At 58.3% G+C, this 23,642-nt stretch carries 19 protein-coding genes; 6 read left to right on the forward strand and 13 right to left on the reverse strand.

Features of this window, described 5'->3' with window-relative positions; translation table 11 throughout:
- Positions 1-6 precede the first annotated feature (6 nt).
- From B8783_RS06865 to B8783_RS06925, 13 genes are all read right to left on the reverse strand, one after another.
- Positions 7-699: a DUF938 domain-containing protein gene (locus B8783_RS06865; protein WP_084419377.1), complete on the reverse strand. Its 693-nt coding sequence runs from the start codon at positions 697-699 to the stop codon at positions 7-9.
- Entirely contained in the window at positions 696-1,709 is a 1,014-nt protein-coding gene (locus B8783_RS06870) for an aldo/keto reductase (RefSeq protein ID WP_084419379.1), read from the reverse strand. Before B8783_RS06870 ends, B8783_RS06865 begins: the two co-directional genes overlap by 4 nt.
- Before the next feature lie 15 nt (positions 1,710-1,724).
- Positions 1,725-3,470: a class I adenylate-forming enzyme family protein gene (locus tag B8783_RS06875; RefSeq protein ID WP_084419381.1), complete on the reverse strand. Its 1,746-nt coding sequence runs from the start codon at positions 3,468-3,470 to the stop codon at positions 1,725-1,727.
- Positions 3,471-3,631: 161 nt separating this feature from the next.
- Positions 3,632-4,273: a tetratricopeptide repeat protein gene (locus tag B8783_RS06880; RefSeq protein ID WP_139792274.1), complete on the reverse strand. Its 642-nt coding sequence runs from the start codon at positions 4,271-4,273 to the stop codon at positions 3,632-3,634.
- 75 nt (positions 4,274-4,348) lie between these two features.
- Entirely contained in the window at positions 4,349-4,963 is a 615-nt protein-coding gene (locus B8783_RS06885; protein WP_084419385.1) for a hypothetical protein, read from the reverse strand.
- A 92-nt stretch (positions 4,964-5,055) separates the two neighbouring features.
- On the reverse strand, positions 5,056-6,978 hold the full coding sequence (gene dxs, locus B8783_RS06890) for a 1-deoxy-D-xylulose-5-phosphate synthase (protein ID WP_084419387.1): 1,923 nt from the start codon (positions 6,976-6,978) through the stop codon (positions 5,056-5,058).
- 45 nt (positions 6,979-7,023) lie between these two features.
- Positions 7,024-7,908, reverse strand: coding sequence for a polyprenyl synthetase family protein (locus B8783_RS06895; RefSeq protein WP_084419389.1), 885 nt, complete (start codon positions 7,906-7,908; stop codon positions 7,024-7,026).
- 12 nt (positions 7,909-7,920) lie between these two features.
- On the reverse strand, positions 7,921-8,169 hold the full coding sequence (locus B8783_RS06900) for an exodeoxyribonuclease VII small subunit (RefSeq protein ID WP_084419391.1): 249 nt from the start codon (positions 8,167-8,169) through the stop codon (positions 7,921-7,923).
- A gap of 74 nt (positions 8,170-8,243) precedes the next feature.
- Positions 8,244-8,852: a histidine phosphatase family protein gene (locus B8783_RS06905; RefSeq protein WP_084419393.1), complete on the reverse strand. Its 609-nt coding sequence runs from the start codon at positions 8,850-8,852 to the stop codon at positions 8,244-8,246.
- Between the two features lie 84 nt (positions 8,853-8,936).
- Positions 8,937-10,091: a GNAT family N-acetyltransferase gene (locus tag B8783_RS06910; RefSeq protein ID WP_169711725.1), complete on the reverse strand. Its 1,155-nt coding sequence runs from the start codon at positions 10,089-10,091 to the stop codon at positions 8,937-8,939.
- Between the two features lie 84 nt (positions 10,092-10,175).
- Entirely contained in the window at positions 10,176-11,048 is an 873-nt protein-coding gene (gene lepB / locus B8783_RS06915; protein ID WP_084419397.1) for a signal peptidase I, read from the reverse strand.
- A 235-nt stretch (positions 11,049-11,283) separates the two neighbouring features.
- Positions 11,284-12,351, reverse strand: a complete 1,068-nt coding sequence (locus tag B8783_RS06920; protein ID WP_084419400.1) for an MBL fold metallo-hydrolase — start codon at positions 12,349-12,351, stop codon at positions 11,284-11,286.
- 201 nt (positions 12,352-12,552) lie between these two features.
- Positions 12,553-13,932, reverse strand: a complete 1,380-nt coding sequence (locus B8783_RS06925; RefSeq protein WP_084419401.1) for an L-serine ammonia-lyase — start codon at positions 13,930-13,932, stop codon at positions 12,553-12,555.
- A gap of 120 nt (positions 13,933-14,052) precedes the next feature.
- Here B8783_RS06925 and B8783_RS06930 point away from each other — a divergent pair, with 120 nt between their 5' ends.
- From B8783_RS06930 to B8783_RS06955, 6 genes are all read left to right on the forward strand, one after another.
- On the forward strand, positions 14,053-15,543 hold the full coding sequence (locus tag B8783_RS06930; RefSeq protein WP_084419403.1) for an amidase: 1,491 nt from the start codon (positions 14,053-14,055) through the stop codon (positions 15,541-15,543).
- 31 nt (positions 15,544-15,574) lie between these two features.
- The gene (locus B8783_RS06935) at positions 15,575-16,378 is read left to right on the forward strand and encodes an enoyl-CoA hydratase/isomerase family protein (protein ID WP_084419405.1); all 804 of its coding nucleotides are present in this window, start codon (positions 15,575-15,577) and stop codon (positions 16,376-16,378) included.
- Between the two features lie 233 nt (positions 16,379-16,611).
- Positions 16,612-18,945, forward strand: coding sequence for a TonB-dependent receptor (locus tag B8783_RS06940; RefSeq protein WP_084419407.1), 2,334 nt, complete (start codon positions 16,612-16,614; stop codon positions 18,943-18,945).
- A 148-nt stretch (positions 18,946-19,093) separates the two neighbouring features.
- A complete protein-coding gene (locus B8783_RS06945) occupies positions 19,094-20,098 on the forward strand; it encodes a zinc-dependent alcohol dehydrogenase family protein (RefSeq protein ID WP_084419409.1) in 1,005 nt (334 codons plus the stop codon).
- 202 nt (positions 20,099-20,300) lie between these two features.
- Positions 20,301-22,502 (forward strand): catalase/peroxidase HPI, encoded by a 2,202-nt coding sequence (katG, locus tag B8783_RS06950; RefSeq protein WP_084419411.1) that lies wholly within the window; start codon positions 20,301-20,303, stop codon positions 22,500-22,502.
- Between the two features lie 159 nt (positions 22,503-22,661).
- Positions 22,662-23,582 carry an FIG domain-containing protein gene (locus B8783_RS06955; RefSeq protein WP_169711726.1) on the forward strand — a complete coding sequence of 307 codons (921 nt, stop codon included), beginning with the start codon at positions 22,662-22,664 and terminating at the stop codon, positions 23,580-23,582.
- Positions 23,583-23,642 lie beyond the last annotated feature (60 nt).

A 23,642-nucleotide genomic window follows, 5' to 3' on the forward strand; every position in this document is an offset into this window, starting at 1 on the left:
TGCAATCTACTTTTTTATTTTCTCGAAGATCACGCTGAGATTGTTCGCCGGCATTTCGATAACATCGAACAAGCACAATGACGCGGCCTCAGCGATTGGCACGATGTCGAGATCAAGGTCACGCACGCCCCAGTCTGGATCGCGCCGCTGGAGGTCTTCGCTGAACCGCGCATTCGATGGCGCTATCTGTCCCTCGCGCGCAAATGGGCCGTAGAGCATCAGGCGGCCCCCTGTGCGGAGCAGTCGCCCTGCCCCGGTCAGCAAGCCGCGCGCAGCCGCGAAAGGCGCAATGTGGATCATATTCGCGCAGAACAGGCCGTCATAAGTGGAGGGATTTTCCGCTTCGCCCCAATGATCTTGAGATGCATCAACCTTCAGCGGCCCATGCAGCCGCTCCGCCCCCTCAGCGAGCCTTGCCCAGGCCCGCTGGCTCGCGAGCGACATCTCGTCGAGATCGGTATAGCTCCACTGCAGCGAAGGAAAACGGCTGACGAAATGCGCGCCATGTTCGCCCGTGCCGGAGGCGATTTCGAGGATATGGCCTGCAACCGGCATATTGGCCGCGATCACATCTGCGAGGACATCCTTGTTTCGCGCGGCCGATGGCGAATAGCGTCGCCCATCCTCGGCCGTCTCGCGCGCCTCAAGCGCGACGGACTTACCGCTGCTGCCGATATCGTCCTGAGCCTTATCCGTCATTGCGATGACCGGGTCTCGAACTCGAACTGCTCGGTGTCGACGGTCGCCTGTATCTGTTCATTATAGCGAGGCCCAACAGCGCTTTCAGGCGTGAAATGGGCATCCAGGCGCGCGACCATGTCATCATCCAGCGTGACATCGGCAGCGGCCACATTGTCCTTCAGATGGTCTGAGCTTGTTGTGCCGGGAATTGGAAGGACATGATCGCCCTTTGCCAGCAGCCACGCCAGAGCAAGCTGTGCAACGGTGCAGCCAACTTCTGCCGCGCAGGCGCGCGCTTCATCGAGCAGGTCCAGATTGCCCGGATAATTCTCATCCGAGAAGCGCGGAAAGAAACGCCGCATATCCTTCTCGTGCATATTTGCCGGGTCAAAAGGTGGATCCGCGAGGAAGCCCCGACCGACCGGTGAAAACGCCACAAGCGCAATATCCAGATCCCGGCACGTTTCCATCACCGCAATCTCAGGATTGCGAACCCAGAGCGAATATTCAGACTGAACAGCGGTGATGGGATGCACAGCGTGGGCGCGTTCGATCAGGCGCTGGCCCATTTCGCTGAGACCAACGAACCGGATTTTTCCAGCCTCGACCAGTTCAGACAGAGCGCCAACCGAATCCTCGATCGGCACGTTCGGATCTGGCCGGTGCATATAATAGAGATCGATAACATCTGTGTTCAGCCGCTTCAGGCTGGCATCGCACGCAGCCTTGATGGCGCCTGGCCGGCCATCCAGCACGCGCTTGCCATCTCTGACGTCCAGCACGCATTTGCTCGCCAGAAAGATGTCCTTGCGCCGCTCGCCGACCGACGCGGCGACGAGTTTCTCGTTCTCGCCCGCGCCATAGATCGTCGCCGTGTCGAAGAAGTTGCACCCAAGATCCAGCGCTTCATTGAGCAGCCTCGACGCCGCCGCCGGTTCAGTCGGCGCGCCGTAGGCGTGGCTCAAATTCATGCATCCAAGACCAATGGGATAAACATCACTATCGCCGATGCGTCTGGTGGCGGTCATGCTGTTTCCTCCCGATCAGGCGCGCGCCTTGAACCGCTCTCGAAGCTGAGGCTTCAGAATCTTGCCATTGGCGTTGCGCGGCAAAGGCTCTTCCTGGAACTGTATCTCGACGGGCACCTTGAACGCCGCAATCTGGCTTGCGACGTGCGCGCGTAGCTCGTCTTGCGAGACCGTCTTACCCGGCTTCAACTGGACCACAGCACCGACTTCTTCACCAAGGATCTTGTGCGGGATGCCGACGACAGAGGCGTCCATCACAGCAGGATGGTCATAGAGTGCGTTCTCCACCTCGATGCAGTAGATGTTTTCGCCGCCGCGGATCAGCATGTCCTTGGCCCGGTCAACGAGGAAGAGGAAGCCCTCCTCATCGATGCGCGCGAGATCACCCGTCACGACCCAGCCATCACGGAACGTCTCCGCGGTGGCGTCCGGCCGGTTCCAGTAGCGCTTGCAATTAGATGGGCTCTTGCACCAAAGCTCACCGACTTCTCCGGCTGGCAGTTCATTGCCATCCGGGCCGATAATCTTGAGCTGCACAGCATGCGGCGGCGCCCCAGCACTCGTCGGACGGTTCACATAGTCCTCACCGATATTCAGCGTGGCTGTCGCCGATGTTTCGGTCATGCCCCAGCCATTGCCGGGCTGGGCTTCAGGAAACCGCTTCTTGATCGTGGCAACCAGCTCAGGCGCGGAAGGTGCCCCGCCATATGACACAGCAAGAATTGACGACAGATCATATTTGTCGCGGTCCGGGTGTTCGAGCACCTGCCAGGCAATAGCCGGCACACCGCCAATCGTGGAGATCTTCTCCTCTTCGATGATCGGAAGCGCCTTGCCTGCATCCCATTTGTACATCGAGACGATCTTGTCGCCCTTCAGCAGTGTCGGAATGAGGACAGCAAACGAGCCCGTCGCGTGAAAGAACGGGATCGCAAGCAGCGTGGCGCGGATTTCCGTAGGATCAGGCTCTGGTGGCTGTTCACCGCGCCGCAAGAACATGCGGGCCTGACACGTCATGGAGTTCAGGAAGTTGGAGATCACCGCACGATGGGTCGCGAGCGCGCCTTTGGGACGCCCCGTGGTGCCGGAGGTGTACATCAATGTGGCGTCGTCATCCGGTTTGATCTCAACATCCGGCAGCCCGATAGGTTCAAGAGTTGCCCAGGTATTCGCCTCGCCCACAATGTCCTCGAAATTGTGGACCATGGGATTGTTGCGCTCTTCTTCGGTTTCGCGCGCGATGATGATGGCTTCCAGCTCAGGAAGTTCACCGATGTGGTCGCGCATACGCTCATAGATTTGAGGGTCGACGATCGCGACTTTCACGCCCGCATTCTGAAGCCCGTATTCCAGCTCTTCACCCGTCCACCACGAGTTCATCGGAGTCGCAATCGCGCCAATAGACAGCGCCGCGAAGAAGGCCACTGGCCATTGCGGGTAATTGCGCATCACGATGGCAACCCGGTCGCCTGGCTCAACGCCAAACTTTTCCTTCAGGGTTTTCGCCAGATGGCTGACAGCGCGCAGATGCGCGTCATAAGTGACGCGCTCGTCCTCATAGACGATGAAGGTGCGGTCAGCATGGGCCGCAGAGGCTTCGACAAGAAATCTGAGGGTCGGCGGCGCTTCGGGATAATACCGCATTTCGACGCCATCAATGACGCCTTCTGCCACCGCAAGCGGTGTCCCCGGCGCGGCAAGCATCAAGTTTGCCTGCTCAATGGAAAGTGCGGGCCAGCCTGCACCAGAATCTGCAGCCATTTCATTCCTCCGGATCGATTTTCTGTAGTTCGGCGCACTCAATCATGTGCGCCGCAACATGAAAAGGGCGAAGAAGAACACCCATTGTCGCAGCGGCAGTTGCAGCGTCCGGAAAAGCCTGCCGTTTTATGCGGGTTAAGCCGTCTCAGGCGGATGGCGAGCTACTTATAGAGGTCGCAGAATTGCAAGGCGCGCTCGTCGTCTGTGCCCTCAGCGATCAGATAGACAGGGCCCGCAAGCTCATCTCCATCGCAGAGGTAGCCGATCTGATACATGTCCCGAATATACTTCATGTCGGGCTTCAGAGAACCGGCCAGCATGATGTCTGCGGCGTCCTGATGCCGCCCCAGACGGAAGAGTATCTCGAACCGTTCCATCGGGCTAATGGCATCGCCGTCGAGCATGCCGGTCAGCATGTCGCGCTCCTGGCTGGCCTCGGCGAGAAGTGCTGATGCATCATCCGCATTTGGCGTGCCGGGATAATCAGACAGGATCTCTTTCAGATCGGTGATGGCCCCCTCGACATCATTGCCTTCGCCAAGACGTAGCTCAGCGCGCCTGTAGAGCACTTCGGCCATTTCCATGTCAGACATGCCCGGATCACCAAGGAGCAGTGTCAGCCGATCAATAGCGACATGCTCATTCCCGGCCCGCTCAAGCGCGTTCACCGTGCCGATGGCCAGGCTGTAGCGGGTGGAGTCGGCCGTCTCAGTCACCGGCGCGTCTTCGGGCGACGAGTCTGACGAGGCGCACGCGCCTATCATGATCGCCAGACAAGTACCCATCAGGACAGTTCTAAACATCCGGCAGCTCCATTATCGCTGGATCAATTCAGACCGATAATAAGCTACTCGAGAACGGCGAGATTGTGTCTGAGATCAGGAGTTTTCTGGCTGTGTGCACCAATCGATATTTTTCAGGTGGTCGATGTTTTCACCGAGCGTGAAGTCATCGCTCTTGCCGAGGATCCGTTGTCGGCACAAATAACCGGCCGCTTCGAGCGTCGCGGCATCATAGGGATCGGGGGCGAGGCCTGATTGGCGATAGCGCTCAGCGGCCTCGTCGAGCTTGCCGACGGCGACCATATCGTCAAACCAGTCCGGCAAGGTCTGCAGGCCGTTTAGCCGGCTCTGGGCCTGGCTAAGCTCGGACTGGGCTGTAGACATGACCGTCTGGAAGTTGGAGCTAAAAAGCGTCGTCGTTGTCAGGGATCGCGACTCGTTCAGCTTGTTCACCGCCTCCGGCAGATTGATCCGCGCATCCGTCTGAATGACTGCGCGCTCATACAGAATGCGCGAGGTCTGTGCGGGTGACAGCACGTTGTTCGCAATGATCGCGTCCATGGCGTTCATTTTGTTGTAAGGGTGCCAAGGCGTTTTTGCATTAGCGATGGCGGCCTGAAACGCGGCATCCTCCATCACGACGGGGACAGGCGTTGTTTCGCAGGCTGACAGGCAAATGGCGGCAATTGCGCCAAGAAGAAGACGTCTCATATCATACCTTTGCGACACGTTATTTTAGGAGATTAGTCGAGCGGAACTCTGAGCGAAACTGCCTAACAGAATCGTAAGTGAAAATCTCAGGATCAGGCCCGTGCGAGACGGTCGATTTCCTGAACATCTCCCCGCCCAAGCGCGTCAATCGCCCTTGCCGCAATATTGCGCGCATCAAGACCGGCCTCGGCATACATGATATCGGGCTTGTCCTGATCCTGGAAAACATCCGGCAGGTGCAATGTACGGACTTTCAAGCCCGTATCGAGCGCCCCGACGTCTGCCAGATGGTGCAGAACGAATGCGCCAAATCCGCCCCGCGCGCCCTCTTCCACCGTCAGGAGCACCTCATGTTCGCGGGCCAGTCGGTTGACCAGCTCCTCATCCAGCGGCTTGGCAAAGCGGGCATCTGCAACTGTGCAGGACAGGCCCTGCGCGGCCAGCATATCAGCGGCCTTCAGAGCTTCCTGGAGGCGCGCGCCATAGGACAGAATCGCAATGCTCGTGCCCTCGCGGACAATCCGGCCTTTCCCAATCTCAAGCGCTTGCGGCGTGGTTGGCAGCGCAATACCGGTCCCGTTGCCGCGCGGATAGCGGAAGGCGCTTGGTCGGTCATCAATCTCGACAGCGGTGCGCACCATATTGACCAGCTCTGCCTCATCGGATGCAGCCATACAGACAATGCCCGGCAGCGCGCCGAGATATCCAATATCAAAGCTGCCCGCATGCGTCGGCCCGTCGGCGCCGACGAGACCTGCCCGGTCGATAGCAAACCGTACCGGCAAGCTCTGGATCGCCACATCGTGGACGACTTGATCATAGCCGCGCTGAAGGAAGGTCGAATAGATCGCTGCGAATGGCTTCATACCGTCCGCCGCAAGACCTGCGGCAAAGGTGACGGCGTGTTGCTCGGCGATGCCGACATCAAAAGTGCGGTCCGGGAATTCCTTTTCGAACAGGTCTAGCCCAGTGCCGCCCGGCATGGCCGCCGTAATACCGACGATCTTGTCATCCTTGCGCGCTTCCTCAATGAGGCTGTGAGCAAACACCTTGGTATAGCTCGGCGGACCTTCGCTCGATTTCTGTTGTTCGCCAGTGACGACATTGAACTTGGCAACGCCATGATACTTGTCAGCCGAATTCTCAGCCGGCTCATAGCCTTTGCCCTTCTGCGTAACGACGTGCAGGAGGACCGGCCCGGTTTCCATGGCCTTGCAGTTCTCAAGAACCGGCAACAGGACGTCCATATCGTGCCCATCGATCGGGCCGATATAATAAAAGCCGAGTTCCTCAAAGAGCGTGCCGCCCATCGCAAAACCGCGCAGATATTCCTCTGCCTTGCGGGCGGGATTTTCCAGACCAATCGGCTTGGCAATCTGCTTGGCGAATTTGCGAAGGCCGCGATATGAGCGCGACGACACGAGCTTTGAGAGATAGTGGCTCATCGCGCCCACAGGCGGCGCAATCGACATGTCATTATCGTTCAGGATGACCAGCATGTTGCTGCCATCAGACCCGGCATTGTTCATCGCCTCATAGGCCATACCGGCCGACATCGAGCCGTCGCCGATGACGCAGATCACTTTATTGTCACGGCCCTGCAGATCTCGTGATTTGGCAAAGCCATGCCCTGCGGAAATCGACGTCGAGGCGTGCGCCGCACCGAACGGGTCATACTCACTCTCGGCGCGCTTGGTGAAACCGGAGAGGCCTCCGCCCTGGCGCAGCGTTCGGATCCGGTCCTTGCGGTCGGTGAGGATCTTGTGGGGATAACACTGGTGGCCAACATCGAAGATCAGCTTGTCGTCAGGCGTATTGAACACCGAATGGACCGCGACTGTCAGCTCCACAACGCCCAGACCTGCCCCAAGATGCCCGCCGGTCACCGAAACGGCATCGATCATCTCGGCGCGCACTTCGTCTGCAATCTGGCGAAGTTCGTCGCGCGAACGGCCTTTCAGATCAGCAGGCGTATGGATGGCATCGAGAAGAGGGGTCTTGGCTGAAGCGGTCATTACGGGCGGTCCTTTCAGGGGACTCGGTTATTGTCTGGATGAACTCTATCGTGTCCGGTCCAGAACATAATCAACTGATTGCAGCAAGATATTGGCCCGATTGCGGAAAAAAGCGAGGTGTTCGCGTGCTTGGGCTGCAAGCAGTCGCACACGCTCACGCGCGCCTTCGATTCCAAGTATCGTGACGAAATTCGCCTTGCCGGCCTGTTCATCGGATCGGAGCGTCTTGCCGACAACCTCCTGATCACCGGTCGCATCGAGAAGATCGTCGGCGATCTGGTAGGCCAGACCAAGGTCCTGCGCAAAGCCGGCGAGCGCATGCCGGGCCGCGTCGCTGGCCCCGCCAATGATCGCGGCGGCTTCAACGGAATAGGAAATCAGCGCGCCGGTCTTCATGCGTTGCATACGCGTGATCGTATTGAGGTCGCGCGGGCTCGCCTCTTGCAGCATGTCGATCATCTGACCGCCAACCATGCCCCGGGCGCCCGATGCATCGGCGAGACGCTCGATCAGGCGCAGCCTGATCGCAGGATCGGCATGCGTCTCGTCACTGGCGATAATCTTGAAAGCCAGCGTCAAAAGCGCGTCGCCAGCGAGAACAGCCGTCGCCTCATCGAAAGCCTTGTGAACGGTAGGCTGACCGCGGCGAAGATCATCGTCGTCCATGCACGGAAGATCATCATGGACCAGCGAATAAGTGTGCACGCACTCCAGCGCGGCGGCTGTGCGTAACAGCGCCTTTTCGTCCGCGTTGAACAAAGCGCCCGTCTCGATGACGTAGAAAGGCCGCATCCGCTTGCCGTCTGCGAGCGCCGCATGGCGCATGGCTCGCATCAGATCGGCTTCAGGCCCCTGCGCAGGCGGAATCAGCTGATCAAGCGCGACCGTAACCTTGTCGGCAATCTCGGTCAGGCGCTGCTGAAAATCCATAGACGACCGTCCTTATTCGAAAGTGGCGCTCTCGGTCGCAGGTTTGCCGTCCGGCCCCTGGACGATCTGCTCGATTTTCAGCTCAGCGGCCTTCAGACGCGCCTCACAATGCGCTTTCAGTTTCGATCCGCGTTCGTAAATTTCAATCGACTTTTCAAGCTCGACATCGCCGCCTTCGAGGCGCCGAACGATGTCTTCCAGCTCCTTCAGGGCTTCCTCGAAGCTCATTTTGTCGATTGCCTGGGCTGCCTGATCGGCCATACCGCTGCTCCGGGTCATAGGAATGAGTTGGGGGGCACCCTACGCAGGCGCCGCGTTCATCACAATGGCCGGATTCAGGATTTTCCGCGATATTCGTAGATGCGGTAACTCCAGTATTTGTCGCCGCCGTCACGCACGCAGACCCAGCCGATTTTCGTCATGGCCGGACGCAGCATGCGGTTGAACCAGCCATGCGCTGCCAGATACACCTTACCCTCGGCTGCAGCCTCGTGCAGGCGCAACGCCGCCTGCCCTGCTCTCGCCCGTGCGGCGCGATTGCTTTCGCCGTCGAGACTGTGGCCATACAGCCAGGCCGTCCGGGCCAGCACATTCCAGGTCTTCGGCAAATATTTCTTTTTCTTGAAACGTGGCGGCGGCAACGGCGCTTCGACAAATAGCGGATCGGTCTCAGGCTCGCGCCCGCTTGCCAGACGCGCGGTCTCGATAGCGCGCGGCGCGATTGAGCTCAGAACCACGTCCGCATCTGCGACAGCTTCCTTCAGATTGTCCGGCGCCATCTGGCCATCTGCCAGGCTGCCAATCTCATACCGGCTCCACCAGTCACGGTATTCTTCCCAGTTCAGGCGCGGGCCTGCTGTTCGGTCGAGCGCAGGCTTGCCATGACGCGAAACGATTATGGGTCCGCGAACGGACTTCAGAGTGTCGGTTTTCCCGGCATTCATATAAATTTGCTCTCGCCCGTATTTGCTGCGCAGGCCGTTTAGCGACTCGCTGCGCACCCTCATCCGTCTTAGCGATTACCGGGCCTAGTCACTCTCGGCAAGTTCAAGTGCCGCTACAGTGCGTCGCGCAGCCTGGCGCAACCCTTTCAGACGGTTGATCGGGTCAAGTTCGGAGAGACAAATCTGGTCGAGCCGACGCCGCGATTGCGTCATCACGTTCGACACGCGGCCATCGAGCAGCCGCTCGCCAGACCGCCAGGCCTGCCCGAGCAGGCGATCGGGGCGTAGCGCAAAAGTCTTTGAGCGAACCACACCAGTGCCAATAGGTAGCTGGTAGTTGGAATAATGGCGCTTGTAGTAGTCGAGACCCGGCCCAGCATCGTAGATTTTCGGACCGTCTGCGGCGCTCATCTGCTCGAGCATCCACTGCACCAGGACGTTTCCAGGCGAATATGGTGCATAGTCCTGCTCATAGGCTGTGATCCAGCCATGCATGACCTTGTCAGACTGCAGCAATAATTCGCTCGCCGCATGCTTTCCGTCGAAATGAATGCTGACGTGACGCAGCCGGAAGCGATCGGTCTTCGTCTGGCGAAGTTCATCAAGAAAGCGCCCTGCCCAGTCAGAGCCGAGCACATCATGTCTTCCGGTCCGCGCGAATTGCTCGCGCTTGAGCTCAATCAGGCGCGAGATCGTGTTGTCACTGACATCATCGAAACGGAATTCCACTTCTGAAAAGTCCCGCTCTATATTGCGGCCGAGCCGGCGCATCTTCTTGAAGTGTTTCGGCCAGCGCTGGTTCTGGACCTCGATAAAATCATCCCAGTCATCGCCAACATCGGTCATATTGGCACCGCAGATGGTAAGACGTGACTGGCTTTCTTCATCCTGCGGCAACCAGCCGAAGGTCGACATGCCAAGCAGCCCCAAACCTCTCAGGAAGACGTCAGCGCGCAGATTGCAATCTCGCGCCAGGACAGGTCCATGCCAGTCCGAGAACGGCCCGCCAATCGGGCGTGCCCATGCGCCAGGACGCCTGTGAAGCGGCCAGAACCCTACCGGTGCATCGCCATCAAATGCGATGCCGACACGCGTATCCGGCCGAACGCGCGAAACCAGTCTTGCAAAATCAGGATCAAAAAACGGATCGTCATAGATGGAATTGGCGTCTCGTAATGACGCAAACGCCGTCCACAAGTCTTCTGTCATCTGTTCTGGACGAAGAAGCCGGTATTTCATGTGTTCCATCCCTGATCACATTTGAATGTTCAGGAATTTTGCTTGCAAACAACGCGCCAGTTTCCCCAATCAGGAGAAATTAACCTACAGGCCTCGCCAAAGACGCTTCTTCATGCAGGGCTCCGCCTCGGCCTTTGCGCAGGAATAGGTCGAGAGCAGAACCGTGTCGGCCCGGCCGATGAGGTTTTCAAACGGGACAAACCCGACAGATGCCTTTTCGGGGCTGACGCCTCTCGGCAAGGTGCAATCTGCCTTGTCGATGACGCCATCCTGATTGGGCGGGCAGTGACCCGTGGTCGAGCGACCATCTTCGGAATTGTCGCGATTGTCTCCCATGAAGAGGTAATAGCCTTCGGGCACAATGAATTCCGGCGTCGTATCAAGCGTGCGGACCTGGTTTGAGCCCTGTTGCCACTGATGCGTCAGCCAGGATTTGTCTCCAATTGTCTCGCGATACTCACGAGCAATCTCGTGAATGGGATAATCGTTCGGACGATAATCAACGCGCTGCACGAATTCGCGCTCAATAGGCTCACCATTGAGGATCAATTGCTCATCAATCATCCGCACGCGGTCGCCCGGCAAACCAATCAGGCGCTTGATCATGACCCGGTCGGTGTGTGGATGCATGAAGACAACGACATCGCCGCGTTCAGGCTGGCTGGCAAAGACACGCCCTTCCCATCCCGGCACAAGACGCCATGCGCCCCATGGCATGCTGTAACGGCTGTAGCCATAAGCGAACTTGTTTACTGCAACGCGGTCGCCAACCTGCAGATTGGGCACCATGCTTTCAGACGGAATGACACGCTGCTCATAGACGAGGAACGAAAACATATAGAACGCCGGAATGAAGATCAGCAGTGTGAGCGCCCATTCCTTGAGCTCATGCAACACTTTTTGTCCCAGCGTCCGGTTGTCTTCGTCCGCGTCCGTTGTCTTTGAAGATGTACTCATTTCGGTCTGACAGCAGTTCCCTGTGCGAGCAGGTCTGCCGATCCGCTCATGGTCATTGAATTGATGTGCGGTCAATGATGATCGCAACGGGCTTTAGGCTTTGAGCGTCTGCCGCCATCTGGTCAAGAGGTTGTTCCCGTCCATGTGAGATAAGTCCGGCAAGGCCTTGAACCTTCACCAACGTTGGAACGGGGTTGCGGCGAAACTTTGACCCCAAACAGGCGTCAAACCGAAATCAGGTCGCGGAATACCAGTTCACGCCGTCATCGTCTTTCTCCAGCCGGGCGCGATTTGCACTCACAAGGTAATTGAGATGGGCCAGCGCCTCGCCTGTTGCCATGGAGAGAACATCGTCATCGATCTGCCGGCCGAAGACAGCTGGAAAAACATCAATCACGCGCTTGGGGGCCTCTCCCAGCCTCTGCTCCAGGCGCTTCAGCGCCACATTGTGACCGCGGACAAGATGGTCGAGCCGCTTGTGGGCCCCGCGAAACGGTTCGTTGTGCGCGGGAAGAACAAGGACGTCCGGGCTTATGGCACGCTTCAGCTTCTTGCAGGACTCCAGCCAGTCACGCAGCGGGTTGGCGCCAGGCTCGGTCGGATGCACCGACACATTGGAAGATATTCGCGGCAATAGCTGATCGCCCGAAATGAGAATGCCTTCACTCTCAGAGTAGAGACAGCTGTGCTCGGGGGAATGACCGTTGCCCATAATCACTTTCCAGTCAGACCCGCCAAGCCGGATGGTTTCGCCGTCGCAAAGGCGGCGATAAGCGTCCGGCAGCGCGCTCACCGCCCGCCCGAAACCGCCGAACCGCTTACGATACGTGTCGATCTGCGCGTCGCGCCAACCTGCAGCCTTGTAGAAATCGGTGCCGGCCTTGGGCGCTTCTCGGCCCGTATCTGCCACCAGCATGCGGCAGGAAATATATTCGAGGCGGCTGATCCACAGTTCAGCGTCCGGAAACTTGCGCGATAGCCAGCCAGCATTTCCGATATGGTCAGGATGCATGTGCGTGACGATAATTCTCCAGACCGGGCGTCCGCCGAGCTTCTCATCAAAAATCTTCCGCCAGGCCTCTTTCGTGTCAGGCATGGGCATGCCCGTGTCGATGATCGTCCAGCCTGGCTCACCATCATCGATCAGCCAGAGATTGATCCACTTGAGCGAAAACGGCAGCGGCATCCTCACCCAGTGAAGACCTGGCTTGATTTCGATTGTGTCACCCACTTCGGGCGTTTTCTCGCCTAAGGGGTATTCAAGTCCCGGCCGGGCCGGTGTTTTTGTTGCGAATCCATCCATCTGCATCATCTTACACGGCAAACCGCTCGAACCAATCGGTGTCCCAACGGCAAGAAATATCGAGCCCCTAAATGCCGACCCGGCCAAGCTGGTGCAGATATCTCCAAGGAATTGGATTGGGGGCCGGGCGGGAAATACTCAACCGAAAGCGAAAACGTGTATTGCGCTGCAAGGCAGCTACCCCTCGCGCAACTGAGCCAGCTAGCAGGCGATGACATTGACGGCGAGGCCGCCAGTGCTCGTTTCCTTGTACTTGTTGGACATATCAAGGCCTGTCTGACGCATTGTTTCGATCACCTGGTCGAGGCTAACCTTGTGCTGACCGGTCCCCTGAAGAGCGAGGCGCGCGGCGTTGACCGCTTTGACGGCGCCGAAGGCGTTGCGCTCGATGCACGGGATCTGAACCAGCCCGCCCACCGGGTCGCAAGTCAGGCCGAGATTGTGCTCCATGCCGATTTCGGCTGCGACGCAGACCTTATCCGCATCCGCCCCCCAGACGGCGGCGAGCCCGCCTGCGGCCATTGAGCAGGCAACCCCCACCTCGCCCTGACAGCCCATTTCCGCGCCTGAAATCGATGCGCGCTGTTTGTAGAGAAGGCCGATGCCGCCGGCGACCAGCAGGAAGCGGCGCGCCTTATTGAGGTTCAGTTTCCCGTCATCATGGCAATAGTGGCGCATGACGGAGGGAAGTATTCCAGCAGCACCATTGGTTGGTGATGTGACCACCCGGCCCCCGGCAGCGTTCTCCTCATTGACCGCCATCGCATAGACGTTCAGCCAGTCGAAAAGCTGCTCGCGTTCATTCGAGCCGGGATTGTTCTTGAGCGTCTGATACAGTCCGTGCGCGCGCCGCGTAACCTCGAGGCCGCCCGGTAGCGTGCCTTCCGCGCCGAGCCCATTATCGATACACTGCATCATCGTCCTGGCTATTTTATCAAGCCGTTTCAGGGTCTTCTCGCGGCTTCTTCGGGCATCCTCATTGCGCAGGATCAACTCATCGACAAGCCAGTCTTCACGCTTGCAGATTTCAATCATCTCAGCGGCAGACCGGAAGGGGTGCGGCGCGCCCTTTGCGCTGGCGACAAGGTCGCCTCTGGCAGGCTTTTCCAGCTGTTTGCGCGAGGCAATAAATCCGCCGCCAGTGGAAAAATATTCCCGCGTGTAAGCGCGCTCTGAGGCGGTGTCGTAGAGGTGTAGAATCACCCCGTTTGGGTGTAAATCCGGTGTTATTTCGGTGCAAAACTGGATGTCCTTAATCGGATTGAAGCCGATGTCCGGACCGCCATCGAGTTTCAGCGACTTCTGCTGAACGGTCTGCCGGAAAAGCGTCTCAGCTTCGACCGGATCAGCGGTTTCAGGCTGAAGGCCAAGCAGTCCGAGAATGATCGCTTTATCGGTGCCATGACCCACACCGGTCAGCGCCAGAGAGCCAAGCAGTTCGATCTCGACCCGGGTGGTACCGTCCAGCTTTCCGGCCTTGTCGGCCTCCTGAAGAAACCGCCGCGCAATCCGCATCGGTCCGACCGTGTGCGAGCTGGACGGTCCGAGACCGATACGGAAAAGATCGAGAACTGAAAGCATGAAATATCCGGGGCCCGTGAGGCCGTTGCAATTGAAACTTTTGGTATCGTGCGCTTGCCTTACCTGCAAGGTCGGGGCAGCCTTCTGAAAAACAAGATAAGTCAGTTTCGGAGGACACCCATGCAAGAATTTTCAAGACGCTCCTTTTTGCGCGCCGGCACATCGCTCGCGGCTTTTCTGCCATTCGCCACTGCCTGCGCCCCATCGAGCGTGCTGGGCGCAACGTCCGCCGCAACTGGCAGCATGGATGGCATCAGGATGGCCGAGCTGATCAGCACCGGCGCTGTCACATCAAGCGAACTTGTCGAGGCCGCGATTGGCCGTGCCGAACGCGTAGAGCCCAAGATAAATGGATTTGCGACCGAGACCTTCGCGATGGCCCGCAAACGCGCGGAGACATCCCCGACCGGCGTCTTTGGCGGGGTGCCGACAGTCATCAAGGACCTGCAGAAATGGAAGGGCGCGCCGACATTCTATGGCAGCCGGGCTTTCGTTGATAATATTGCGAAAAACGACGATGTGTTCGCCGGGCGCTGGCGTGAGATGGGCGTGGTCTCAATCGGCAAATCCACATCACCAGAAATGGGTCTGATATCGTCGACCGAACCTGTGGTCACCGGGCCAACCCGGAACCCATGGGACCTCAACCGTATTCCCGGCGGCTCATCAGGTGGCTCAGCCGCATTGACCGCAGCGAGGGTTGTTCCTTTTGCGAACGCCAGTGACGGCGGAGGCTCTATCCGGATCCCAGCAGCGTGTTGCGGACTGTTTGGATTGAAGCCATCCCGAGGCGCCCTCATTTCGGCTCCGTCGAGCGCGCCTATCGAGATTTCCGTCAAACACGCCGTTACGCTGACGGTTCGCGACAGCGCAGCGCTTTTCGCTGCCGCTGAGGCGCCGAAAAGTGACCTTGCAAAAACGGGCCGTATTATGGGGCCGAACAAACGCCGGCTCAAAATCGCCTACGCACCGGACGCGCCAAACAAGGCAACGCTGGATGCCGAAACACGCAGCGCGATCGAAAAGACAGCAGACCTTTGCCGTGCCCTGGGGCATGAGGTCATTGACTGGAAGCAACCCGTCGACGGGCTTGAGTTTCAAGACAAGTTTCTGCTGTTCTGGGCGGCTGGCGCTGCGCAGTTCGTGCAGGATGCATCCGCCTTCTCTGGCAAGCCGCCCTCCCCTGAAATTGTCGAGCCGTGGACCCTTGGCCTCGCGCAGCGCTTCCTCAGCCGTCAGGACGAATTTGACGCGGCGGTTGCTTACCTCAAAGCTTATCAGACTGAATACGCGTCCTGGTTTGACGACTTCGACGTCCTTCTGACGCCAACCGTCTCAACCCTGCCCCCGGCCATCGGGGTTCAGTCACCGACCGGCGATTTCGACGAAGTGATGAAGAGCGTTACGGACTTCGTGGCGTTTACGGCGCCCATGAACGTCTCCGGGGCAGCCTCGATGAATGTGCCAATTCAATGGACCGATAGCGGGCTTCCGGTCGGCTCAATGTTCTCTGGACGACGCGGCGATGATGGCTTGCTGCTGGCGCTGGCCTACGAACTGGAAGCAGCGCAGCCATGGATCAGCCGCGTGCCGGACATCATCAAGACTTGACCAGGCGCCAGGCATCTGTGACCGGGTCTGAATGACCCACACAGACACGCCTGACCCCATCTATCTTCACCGCAATGGCGACATCGCAGAAGTCGTGATCAATGCCCCCGCCCGGCGCAATGCGTTCAACATGAAAATGTGGGCCGCATTGCCATCAATCATGCGCGCCATCGACGAGGATTCAGCCCTGAAGGTTGCGGTGTTTCATGGTGGAAGCACGGGCCATTTCGCGGCCGGGGCGGACATCTCCGAATTCGCTGACATCTATGCAAACCGCGACACGGCGCGTCGGACGGCGCAGACCATCGCTGATGGATTGAGCGCGATTGCCAATGCAGACAAACCCGTCATCGCCGCAATTGAGGGAGTCTGCGTCGGCGGCGGCGTATCGCTCGCCCTGGCTTGCGATATCCGGATCGCGACGGCGACCGCGCGGTTCGGCATCACACCTGCCAAGCTTGGTCTCGTTTACCCACCTGAAGATACGCAACGTCTTGTTGATACGGTCGGCGCCTCGCAGGCCAAGGACATGTTGTTCACCGGCCGCCTTTTCCATGCTGATCATGCCCTGCGAGTTGGGCTGATCGATGCAATCTGTGCAGGCGATGCCGTCCTGCCGGCAGCCCGGGAAAAGGCGGCGGAGATTGCCGGCGTATCGCAATGGTCTGTCCGAGCCGCCAAGAAGATGATCGGCGCGTTGCGACGCGGAGGGGACTCGGCAGAAACGGCAGAAGTCGAACGCTTTCTGGATGGCGTGACGGGGCCGGACTTCAAGGAAGGTTTCAACGCCTTTCTCAGCAAGCGAAAACCTGACTTTCCTTACGATAAGGGCTGAATAGGCCACCTTTAGTCCCGCTCTTACTGCATAGCTGGGGCCTCGAGCTCGTTAAATAGTGATGCATAAACGCATCACTATTTATTCTTTGACGCATACAACAGCATCCACGCATTGCACGCTGGCCAGACGCTGGATTAAGCGGGCCAAGACTGGGCCTGCAATGGCTACAGCACACCCCGGCCAAAGCCGGAGGCACAAAAAGATAATCCATATCTGGGAGCTAAAAAAACATGCCGCGTAACAAATTCCTCCTTTGCAGCGTCGCGCTCGCCGCAGTCCTGTCCTTCAACGTCGCCCAAGCGCAGGAAAGCGAAGATCGCGAATCCGCTGTGGACCGCGTCCTTCAGAAAGTCACCGTATCTGCCACGAAGAAGAAGGACGTTGAAGACGTTCAGTCCGTGCCAGTTTCCGTCACTGCCTTTAACGCCGACACGCTCGACGCCCTTAACGTCACGACACTTGAAAGCCTGTCCTACACGACGCCAAACGTTTCGCTCGACGATGTCGGCACGGCGCGTGGCACAGCCAACTTCGCCATCCGTGGCCTTGGTGTGAACTCGTCCATCCCGTCCATCGACCCGGCCGTCGGCGTCTTCATTGATGGCGTCTACCTCGGCGTGAACAATGGCGTGGTTGTTGACCTGTTCGACCTCGACAGCATCGAAGTCCTGCGTGGCCCACAAGGCCTGCTCTTCGGCCGTAACACCACTGGCGGCGCGCTGGTCATCAACACCGCGAACCCGACCGACGATTTCACCTACAAGGCCCGCGCAACGTTCGACGGCCCGATCGATGACGATCGCGGCGGCCTGAACTCCACGCTGCAGGCCACAGTCTCCGGTCCGCTGGTCAAAGACAAGCTGAACGGCAAGCTCGGCGTCTATTACAATGACGATGCAGGCTACTTCAAAAACCTGTACAATGGCGACAATCACGGCGAAGCGCAGACCTACATCTATCGTGGTGGCCTGGAATGGTTTGCCACCGATCGCCTGACCTTCCTCGCGAAAGCTGAGTATTCGGACTCCCGCGTTGATGGCCCGACGGCTCAAAACCGCTCCTACTTCGACCGCGACACGTTTGACTTCTCGATCAACAATCCAGGTTTCGGAGAATCGGAAACGACCTTTGCGTCTCTGAAAACCGACTATGATGTTGATTTCGGCAATGGCGTCATCACGAACATTCTCGGTTACCGCAAATTCAACTCGGCCACGTCGGGCGATATCGATGCGACGCCGTTCACACTGTTCCACTCCGGCACCGAGTTTCTGCAGGAGCAAATCTCCGACGAGCTTCGCTATGCGGGCACGTTCGGCAATGTGGACCTGACCACCGGCCTCTATTACTTCAACCAGACCCTCGACTATACCGAGAACCGTAACCTGCCGAGCACACGCCCTGCGCCTCTGCCAGCGACGATCCCATGGATCTTCTACGGTGGTGGCTCTCAGGATCACACCGTGTATGGCGCGTTCGCTAACGTTGACTACTCCATCACGCCGGACCTGATTGCGACCGTCGGTCTTCGTTACTCGAAAGAGGAAAAAGACGTAGACATCACCTATATCCGCCCACGCGCTGAATGTTCTGTCGTTGACGGCACCTGCCCGACAACTGGCAACAACGGCCTGCTTGGCCTGCTCGGCGCAACAGAGCCAAACGGCTTCTCCGATGGTGACGAGTGGTCCAACTGGACGCCAAAAGTTGGCCTTCAGTATTTCTGGAACGACAATGTCCAGACCTATGGTTACTACACCAAGGGCTTCCGTTCGGGTGGCTACAACTTCCGCATCACGGACGTTGCGGTCTTCCTGAACCAGATCCTGCCAGCAACCGGCGGCAAATACGGCTTTGACGAAGAAGAAGTCGACGCTTTCGAAATCGGCTTCAAGGCCGGTAGCGAAGATGGCCGCGTCCAGCTGAACGGCGCCGCATTCCTGACCAAAATCGACAACATGCAGCGCGAAGTAAACACGGCCGGCCCATCGGGTGTGGTTCAGAACATCCTGAACACCGCTGATGCCACCATCACCGGTCTGGAATTTGAAGGCCGTTGGGCGGTTACTGATAACTTCCTGCTGAACTTCAATGCCGGCATGATTGACGCCGAGTATGACGATGTCCGTTTCGACATCTCCGGTGATACGGTTGTGGACGATCAGGACAGCCGTCTTGACCTGCCACGCGTGCCACCTGTCACCTTCGGTGCTGGTTTCATCTATGACCTGGATCTTGGTGATGCAGGCGCACTGATCACGCGGGCGAACTATCAGTACCGTGATCGTATTGCCTACACCGACAGCAATTTCGGCTGGGTTCAGGAGGCGAACCAGGTGGACGCTAACCTGACATGGGAAACCCCATATCAGGGTCTGCAAGTCTCCCTGTTTGGCGACAACCTCCTCGACGAAGTCCAGGTTGGCAACGACACCCAGCTGCCTTTCCCTGGCCCGCTGTCGAACGGTGTGCAGTCACCGTATCAGCAGTTCCCAGGTGGCGGCACGTTCTCGCCGCTCAAGAAAGGCCGAGTTGTCGGCATCGAGTTCACCGTTCAGCGCTAGTCGCTTTACCAAACTCGCGAAATATGAAGGGCGGCAGAGCAATCTGCCGCCCTTTTTCATGCTCGCGATCAATAAATATTCCCGCTTGGCTGTCGCAGCGGCAGAGATGATTGGGTGGATCAAAGACCAATCAAAAGGGAGATAGAGTATGAAAGTAGCCAGCCTGAAGAAGCCCGGCGGCCTGCAGAACATCGAGATCGGCACACGCGACGATCCAAAACCGGGCCCGGGTGAAGTGCTGATGCGGGTGAAAGCAACGTCTCTCAATTATCACGATTTCGTCGTTGCCCAGGGCGGGATCCCAACACCCGACGGACGCATCCTGATGTCTGATGGCGCAGGCGAAGTTGTCGAAGTCGGCGAAGGCGTCACGCGCTTCAAAAAGGGCGACAAGGTGCTTTCGCTTTTCTTCCCGGGCTGGCGCGATGGCCCGCCTGAACTCGACAAGATGCTCGCCGTGCCGGGTGACCGCATCGACGGCTTTTCAGCTGAGCTCGTCGCTGTACGGGCTGAGGGACTAACGCGGATGCCAGAGGGTTACTCCTTCGCTGAGGCCGCGACGCTGCCTTGCGCCGCACTGACGGCATGGCGGGGCCTTATGGTCGAGAACACAATCAAGCCGGGCGACTGGGTGCTGACGCAAGGCACGGGCGGGGTGTCGATCTTCGCGCTGCAATTTGCCAAGGCCGCTGGCGCAAATGTCATCTCCACCTCCTCCTCGCAGGAGAAGCTCGACAGGCTGAAAGACCTCGGCGCAGACCATGTGATCAATTACAAGGAAACCCTGAAGTGGGGGGCCAAGGCCAAGGAGCTGACCGGGGGCCGCGGCGTCGATGAAGTGATCGAGATTGGCGGACCGGGCACGATGGCTCAATCCATCGCGGCCTGCCGGGTCGGCGGTCATATCTCGCTGATTGGTGTCCTGACTGGCATTTCGGGTGAAGTCCCGACGGCGGCGCTCTTCAGTTCAAACATCACAGTGTCCGGGATTACTGTGGGCGCGCGCCAGCATCAGGAAGACATGATCGCGGCGATTGAAGCCAGCGGCATCAAGCCTGTCATCAGCGATCATTTCCCGCTGGACAAGCTGGCCGATGCGTTTGCCCATCAGGCGAGCCAGAAGCATTTCGGTAAAATCGTAGTGGATATCTAGACCGTCTATCACGCTGCCGCAGGCCATCTAACGGACTGCGGCAGCCGCAATGACCAGAAAAAGGCCCGGCAGAAAAACAGACAGGCACGGTACATAGATTTTGTCTATGACCCGAAACCTTGAAATCGATTTGTTCGATGTCGCTTGATGCATTATGTTCTGATTACAGATCACGTACCAGCAAGCAGGAAGGAAACGCATCATGGCTGACGACGCAAAATGCCCGGTAATTCATGGCGAGGAGCGCCACTGGCTCTTCAAGGGTCCACGCAACAAGGAGTGGTGGCCGAAACTTCTGAACCTTGATGTGCTGCACCAGAACCACCCAGCGGGTAACCCGATGGGTGATGACTTCGATTATGCCGAAGCGTTCAACAAGCTCGACCTGAAAGAGGTCAAGCAAGACATCAAAGTCGCGCTGAAAGACTCCAAAGACTGGTGGCCGGCTGACTATGGTCACTACGGCCCCTTCATGATCCGCATGGCCTGGCACTCGGCCGGGACATACCGTGTCGGCGATGGCCGCGGTGGCTCAGGCACGGGCCAGCAGCGCTTTGCGCCGCTCAACTCATGGCCCGACAATGGCAACCTAGACAAGGCTCGCCGCCTTCTCTGGCCGATCAAGCAGAAATATGGCGCAGGCCTCTCCTGGGCAGACCTCATGATCCTCGCCGGCAATGTCGCGCTTGAGGATATGGGCTTCAATACATTCGGGTTCGCTGGCGGCCGTCAGGACGTCTGGGAACCGGAAAAGGATGTCTATTGGGGCACAGAGGAAGAGTGGCTCGCCACCTCCGACAAGCCGAACAGCCGCTATAGTGAAGGCCGCGCGCTGGAGAACCCGCTCGCAGCCGTTCAGATGGGTCTCATCTATGTGAACCCGGAAGGCCCGGACGGTGAGCCTGACCCGGCAAAGGCCGCTACCGACATTCGCGAAACCTTCGCCCGGATGGCGATGAATGACGAAGAAACCGTCGCCCTGATCGCGGGTGGCCACACCTTCGGCAAGTGCCACGGCGCGGGCGATGCCTCACTGGTTGGTGCAGAGCCTGAAGGTGCCGATATCGCAGCACAGGGCTTTGGCTGGGCCAGCACCAACGAGTCCGGTGTGGGCGGTCATGCCATCACGTCGGGTCTGGAAGGCGCGTGGACGCCAACTCCGACCCAGTGGAGCATGAACTATTTCCGCATGCTGTTTGAGTATGACTATGAGCTCACCAAAAGCCCGGCCGGCGCTTATCAGTGGGAACCGAAGAATGTGAAGGAAGAGGACCTTGCCCCGGCAGCCGATGACGGCTCCAAAAAGGTCTCAACCATCATGCTCACAACTGACCTCTCCCTGAAGGTCGACCCTGAGTATGAAAAGATCTCCCGCCGGTTCTACGAGAACCCGAGAGAATTCGAGGACGCCTTCGCACGCGCCTGGTTCAAACTGACCCACCGCGATATGGGGCCCAAGTCCCGCTATCTCGGCAATGAAGCGCCTCAGGAAGACCTCCTCTGGCAGGACCCGATCCCGCCAGTAGACCATGCTCTCGTAGACGCTTCGGACATCGCGGCTTTGAAAGACAAGATCCTCTCTTCCGGTCTCTCAGTGTCAGAACTGGTCTCAACCGCCTGGGCGTCTGCGGCCTCTTTCCGCGGGTCTGACATGCGCGGCGGTGCCAATGGTGCCCGCGTCCGTCTCAACCCGGCAAAGAATTGGGAAGCCAACAATCCTGAGCAACTCGCCAAGGTTCTTTCCAGGCTGGAAGAGATCAAAAGCGACTTCGACTCCGGTTCGAAGAAAATCTCCATGGCGGACCTTATCGTTCTCGGCGGCTGCGCTGGCGTTGAACAAGCCGCCAAAGATGCGGGCCACCATATCGAGGTCCCGTTCACGCCTGGCCGCACAGATGCGTCTCAGGAGCAGACGGACGTTGAGTCCTACGCCTATCTTGAGCCAAAGGCCGACGGCTTCCGCAATTTCGTGAAGCCAGACTTTACGGTCCCGGCTGAAGAACTCCTCGTCGACCGGGCGCAGCTTCTGCGGCTCAGCGCGCCAGAGATGACGGTTCTTGTGGGCGGCATGCGTGTGCTCGGCACCAATTCAGACGGCAAACCGCACGGCGTGCTCACCAAACGGGTCGGCAAATTGACGAATGATTTCTTCGTCAACCTGCTCGACATGGGCACAGCCTGGAAAGCCTCCGAAGAGAACGAACACCTTTATGAAGGTCATGACCGCGCAAGCGGCGACCTGAAGTGGACGGCCACCCGCGCCGACCTCGTTTTCGGGTCCAACTCACAGCTTCGCGCTCTCGCCGAAGTCTATGCTGAGAACGGCCACGAGACGAAATTCGTGAAGGATTTCGTGAAGGCCTGGAACAAGGTGATGATGCTCGACCGGTTCGACCTGAACTAGTCGCATCCAGACAACCATAGCGAAGGGGCGGCCGGGCGACTGGCCGCCCTTTTTCTTTGGTGCCGAGACACTGTCAGACACCTGCCCTTCCCTAGCCCTCAGGCGCGAAACATGGTTTAGGCAGGTTTCTCTTTCAGACTTGCGATAGGAATGCCCGGAATGTCTTTGAATTTCAAAAGCCAGCTGCCACAGCTTGATGGTATCTTTGATGCCCTGTTTGCCGCTTCTGAAGTTATCTATGCCGAGCTAAAAAAGGGATCGGGCCTGAAGTTCGCAACATCGAGCAATGAGTCCGGCGACGACCAGATCGAACTTGATGTCATTGCCGACGAGGCCTTCTTTGAGACTTTGAAGCATGACGCCAATGTGCGCTATGTCGTCTCTGAAGAGCGCCCTGACATGAAGCGTATCTCGGACGGACGTTACAGCGTCGCGCTGGACCCGCTCGATGGATCGAAGTCAGCGCTGGTTGGCATTCCATCCGGCGCAATCTTTGCGATTTTCGAAGATGCCGAGGTCGCCGCAGACTTCAATGGCAGCAACATCGTCAGCGGCGGGTTCTTCGTCTTCGGCATGAACCTTGAAGCCTACTTCGCCGTCGGCAAAGCGGTCTACAAAGGCCTCTTCGATGCAGATAGCGGCGCCTGGACGATCCAGCCAATCGAAGGCGGAATGCCGTCAGCAGACGTGCTCGCGATCAATGGTCAGAACCAGAAGCTCTGGGACACCTGGCTTCAGCGTCACTATGACGAGTTGCTGGACCCGAAGGGCGGCACCCGCAAGCCTTATAATATGCGCTGGTTTGCCTCCATGGTTTCAGACATGAAGCGCATGGTGCTTCAGGGCGGCCTGTTTGCCTATCCGTCTGCCAATACAAAAGGCTATGAGGACGGCAAGCTGCGCCTCGTCTATGAAGCGATCCCGATGGCCTATCTGATCCATGCCATGGGCGGCTCATCCACAAATGGCGACCAGTCGATCCTTGAGATGCCGGTTGAGAAGCTGCACCAGAAAACGCCGGTCTTCATCGGTGACAAGGCAAAGATCGAAGCGGTCGAAGCGGCAAAAAAAGCAGGCTAGACTGACGACAGACGCGCGCATTCAAATGACCGCGCCACAAAAACAAAACGGAGGATTTCA

Source organism: Henriciella litoralis (assembly GCF_002088935.1).
Taxonomy (GTDB): domain Bacteria; phylum Pseudomonadota; class Alphaproteobacteria; order Caulobacterales; family Hyphomonadaceae; genus Henriciella; species Henriciella litoralis.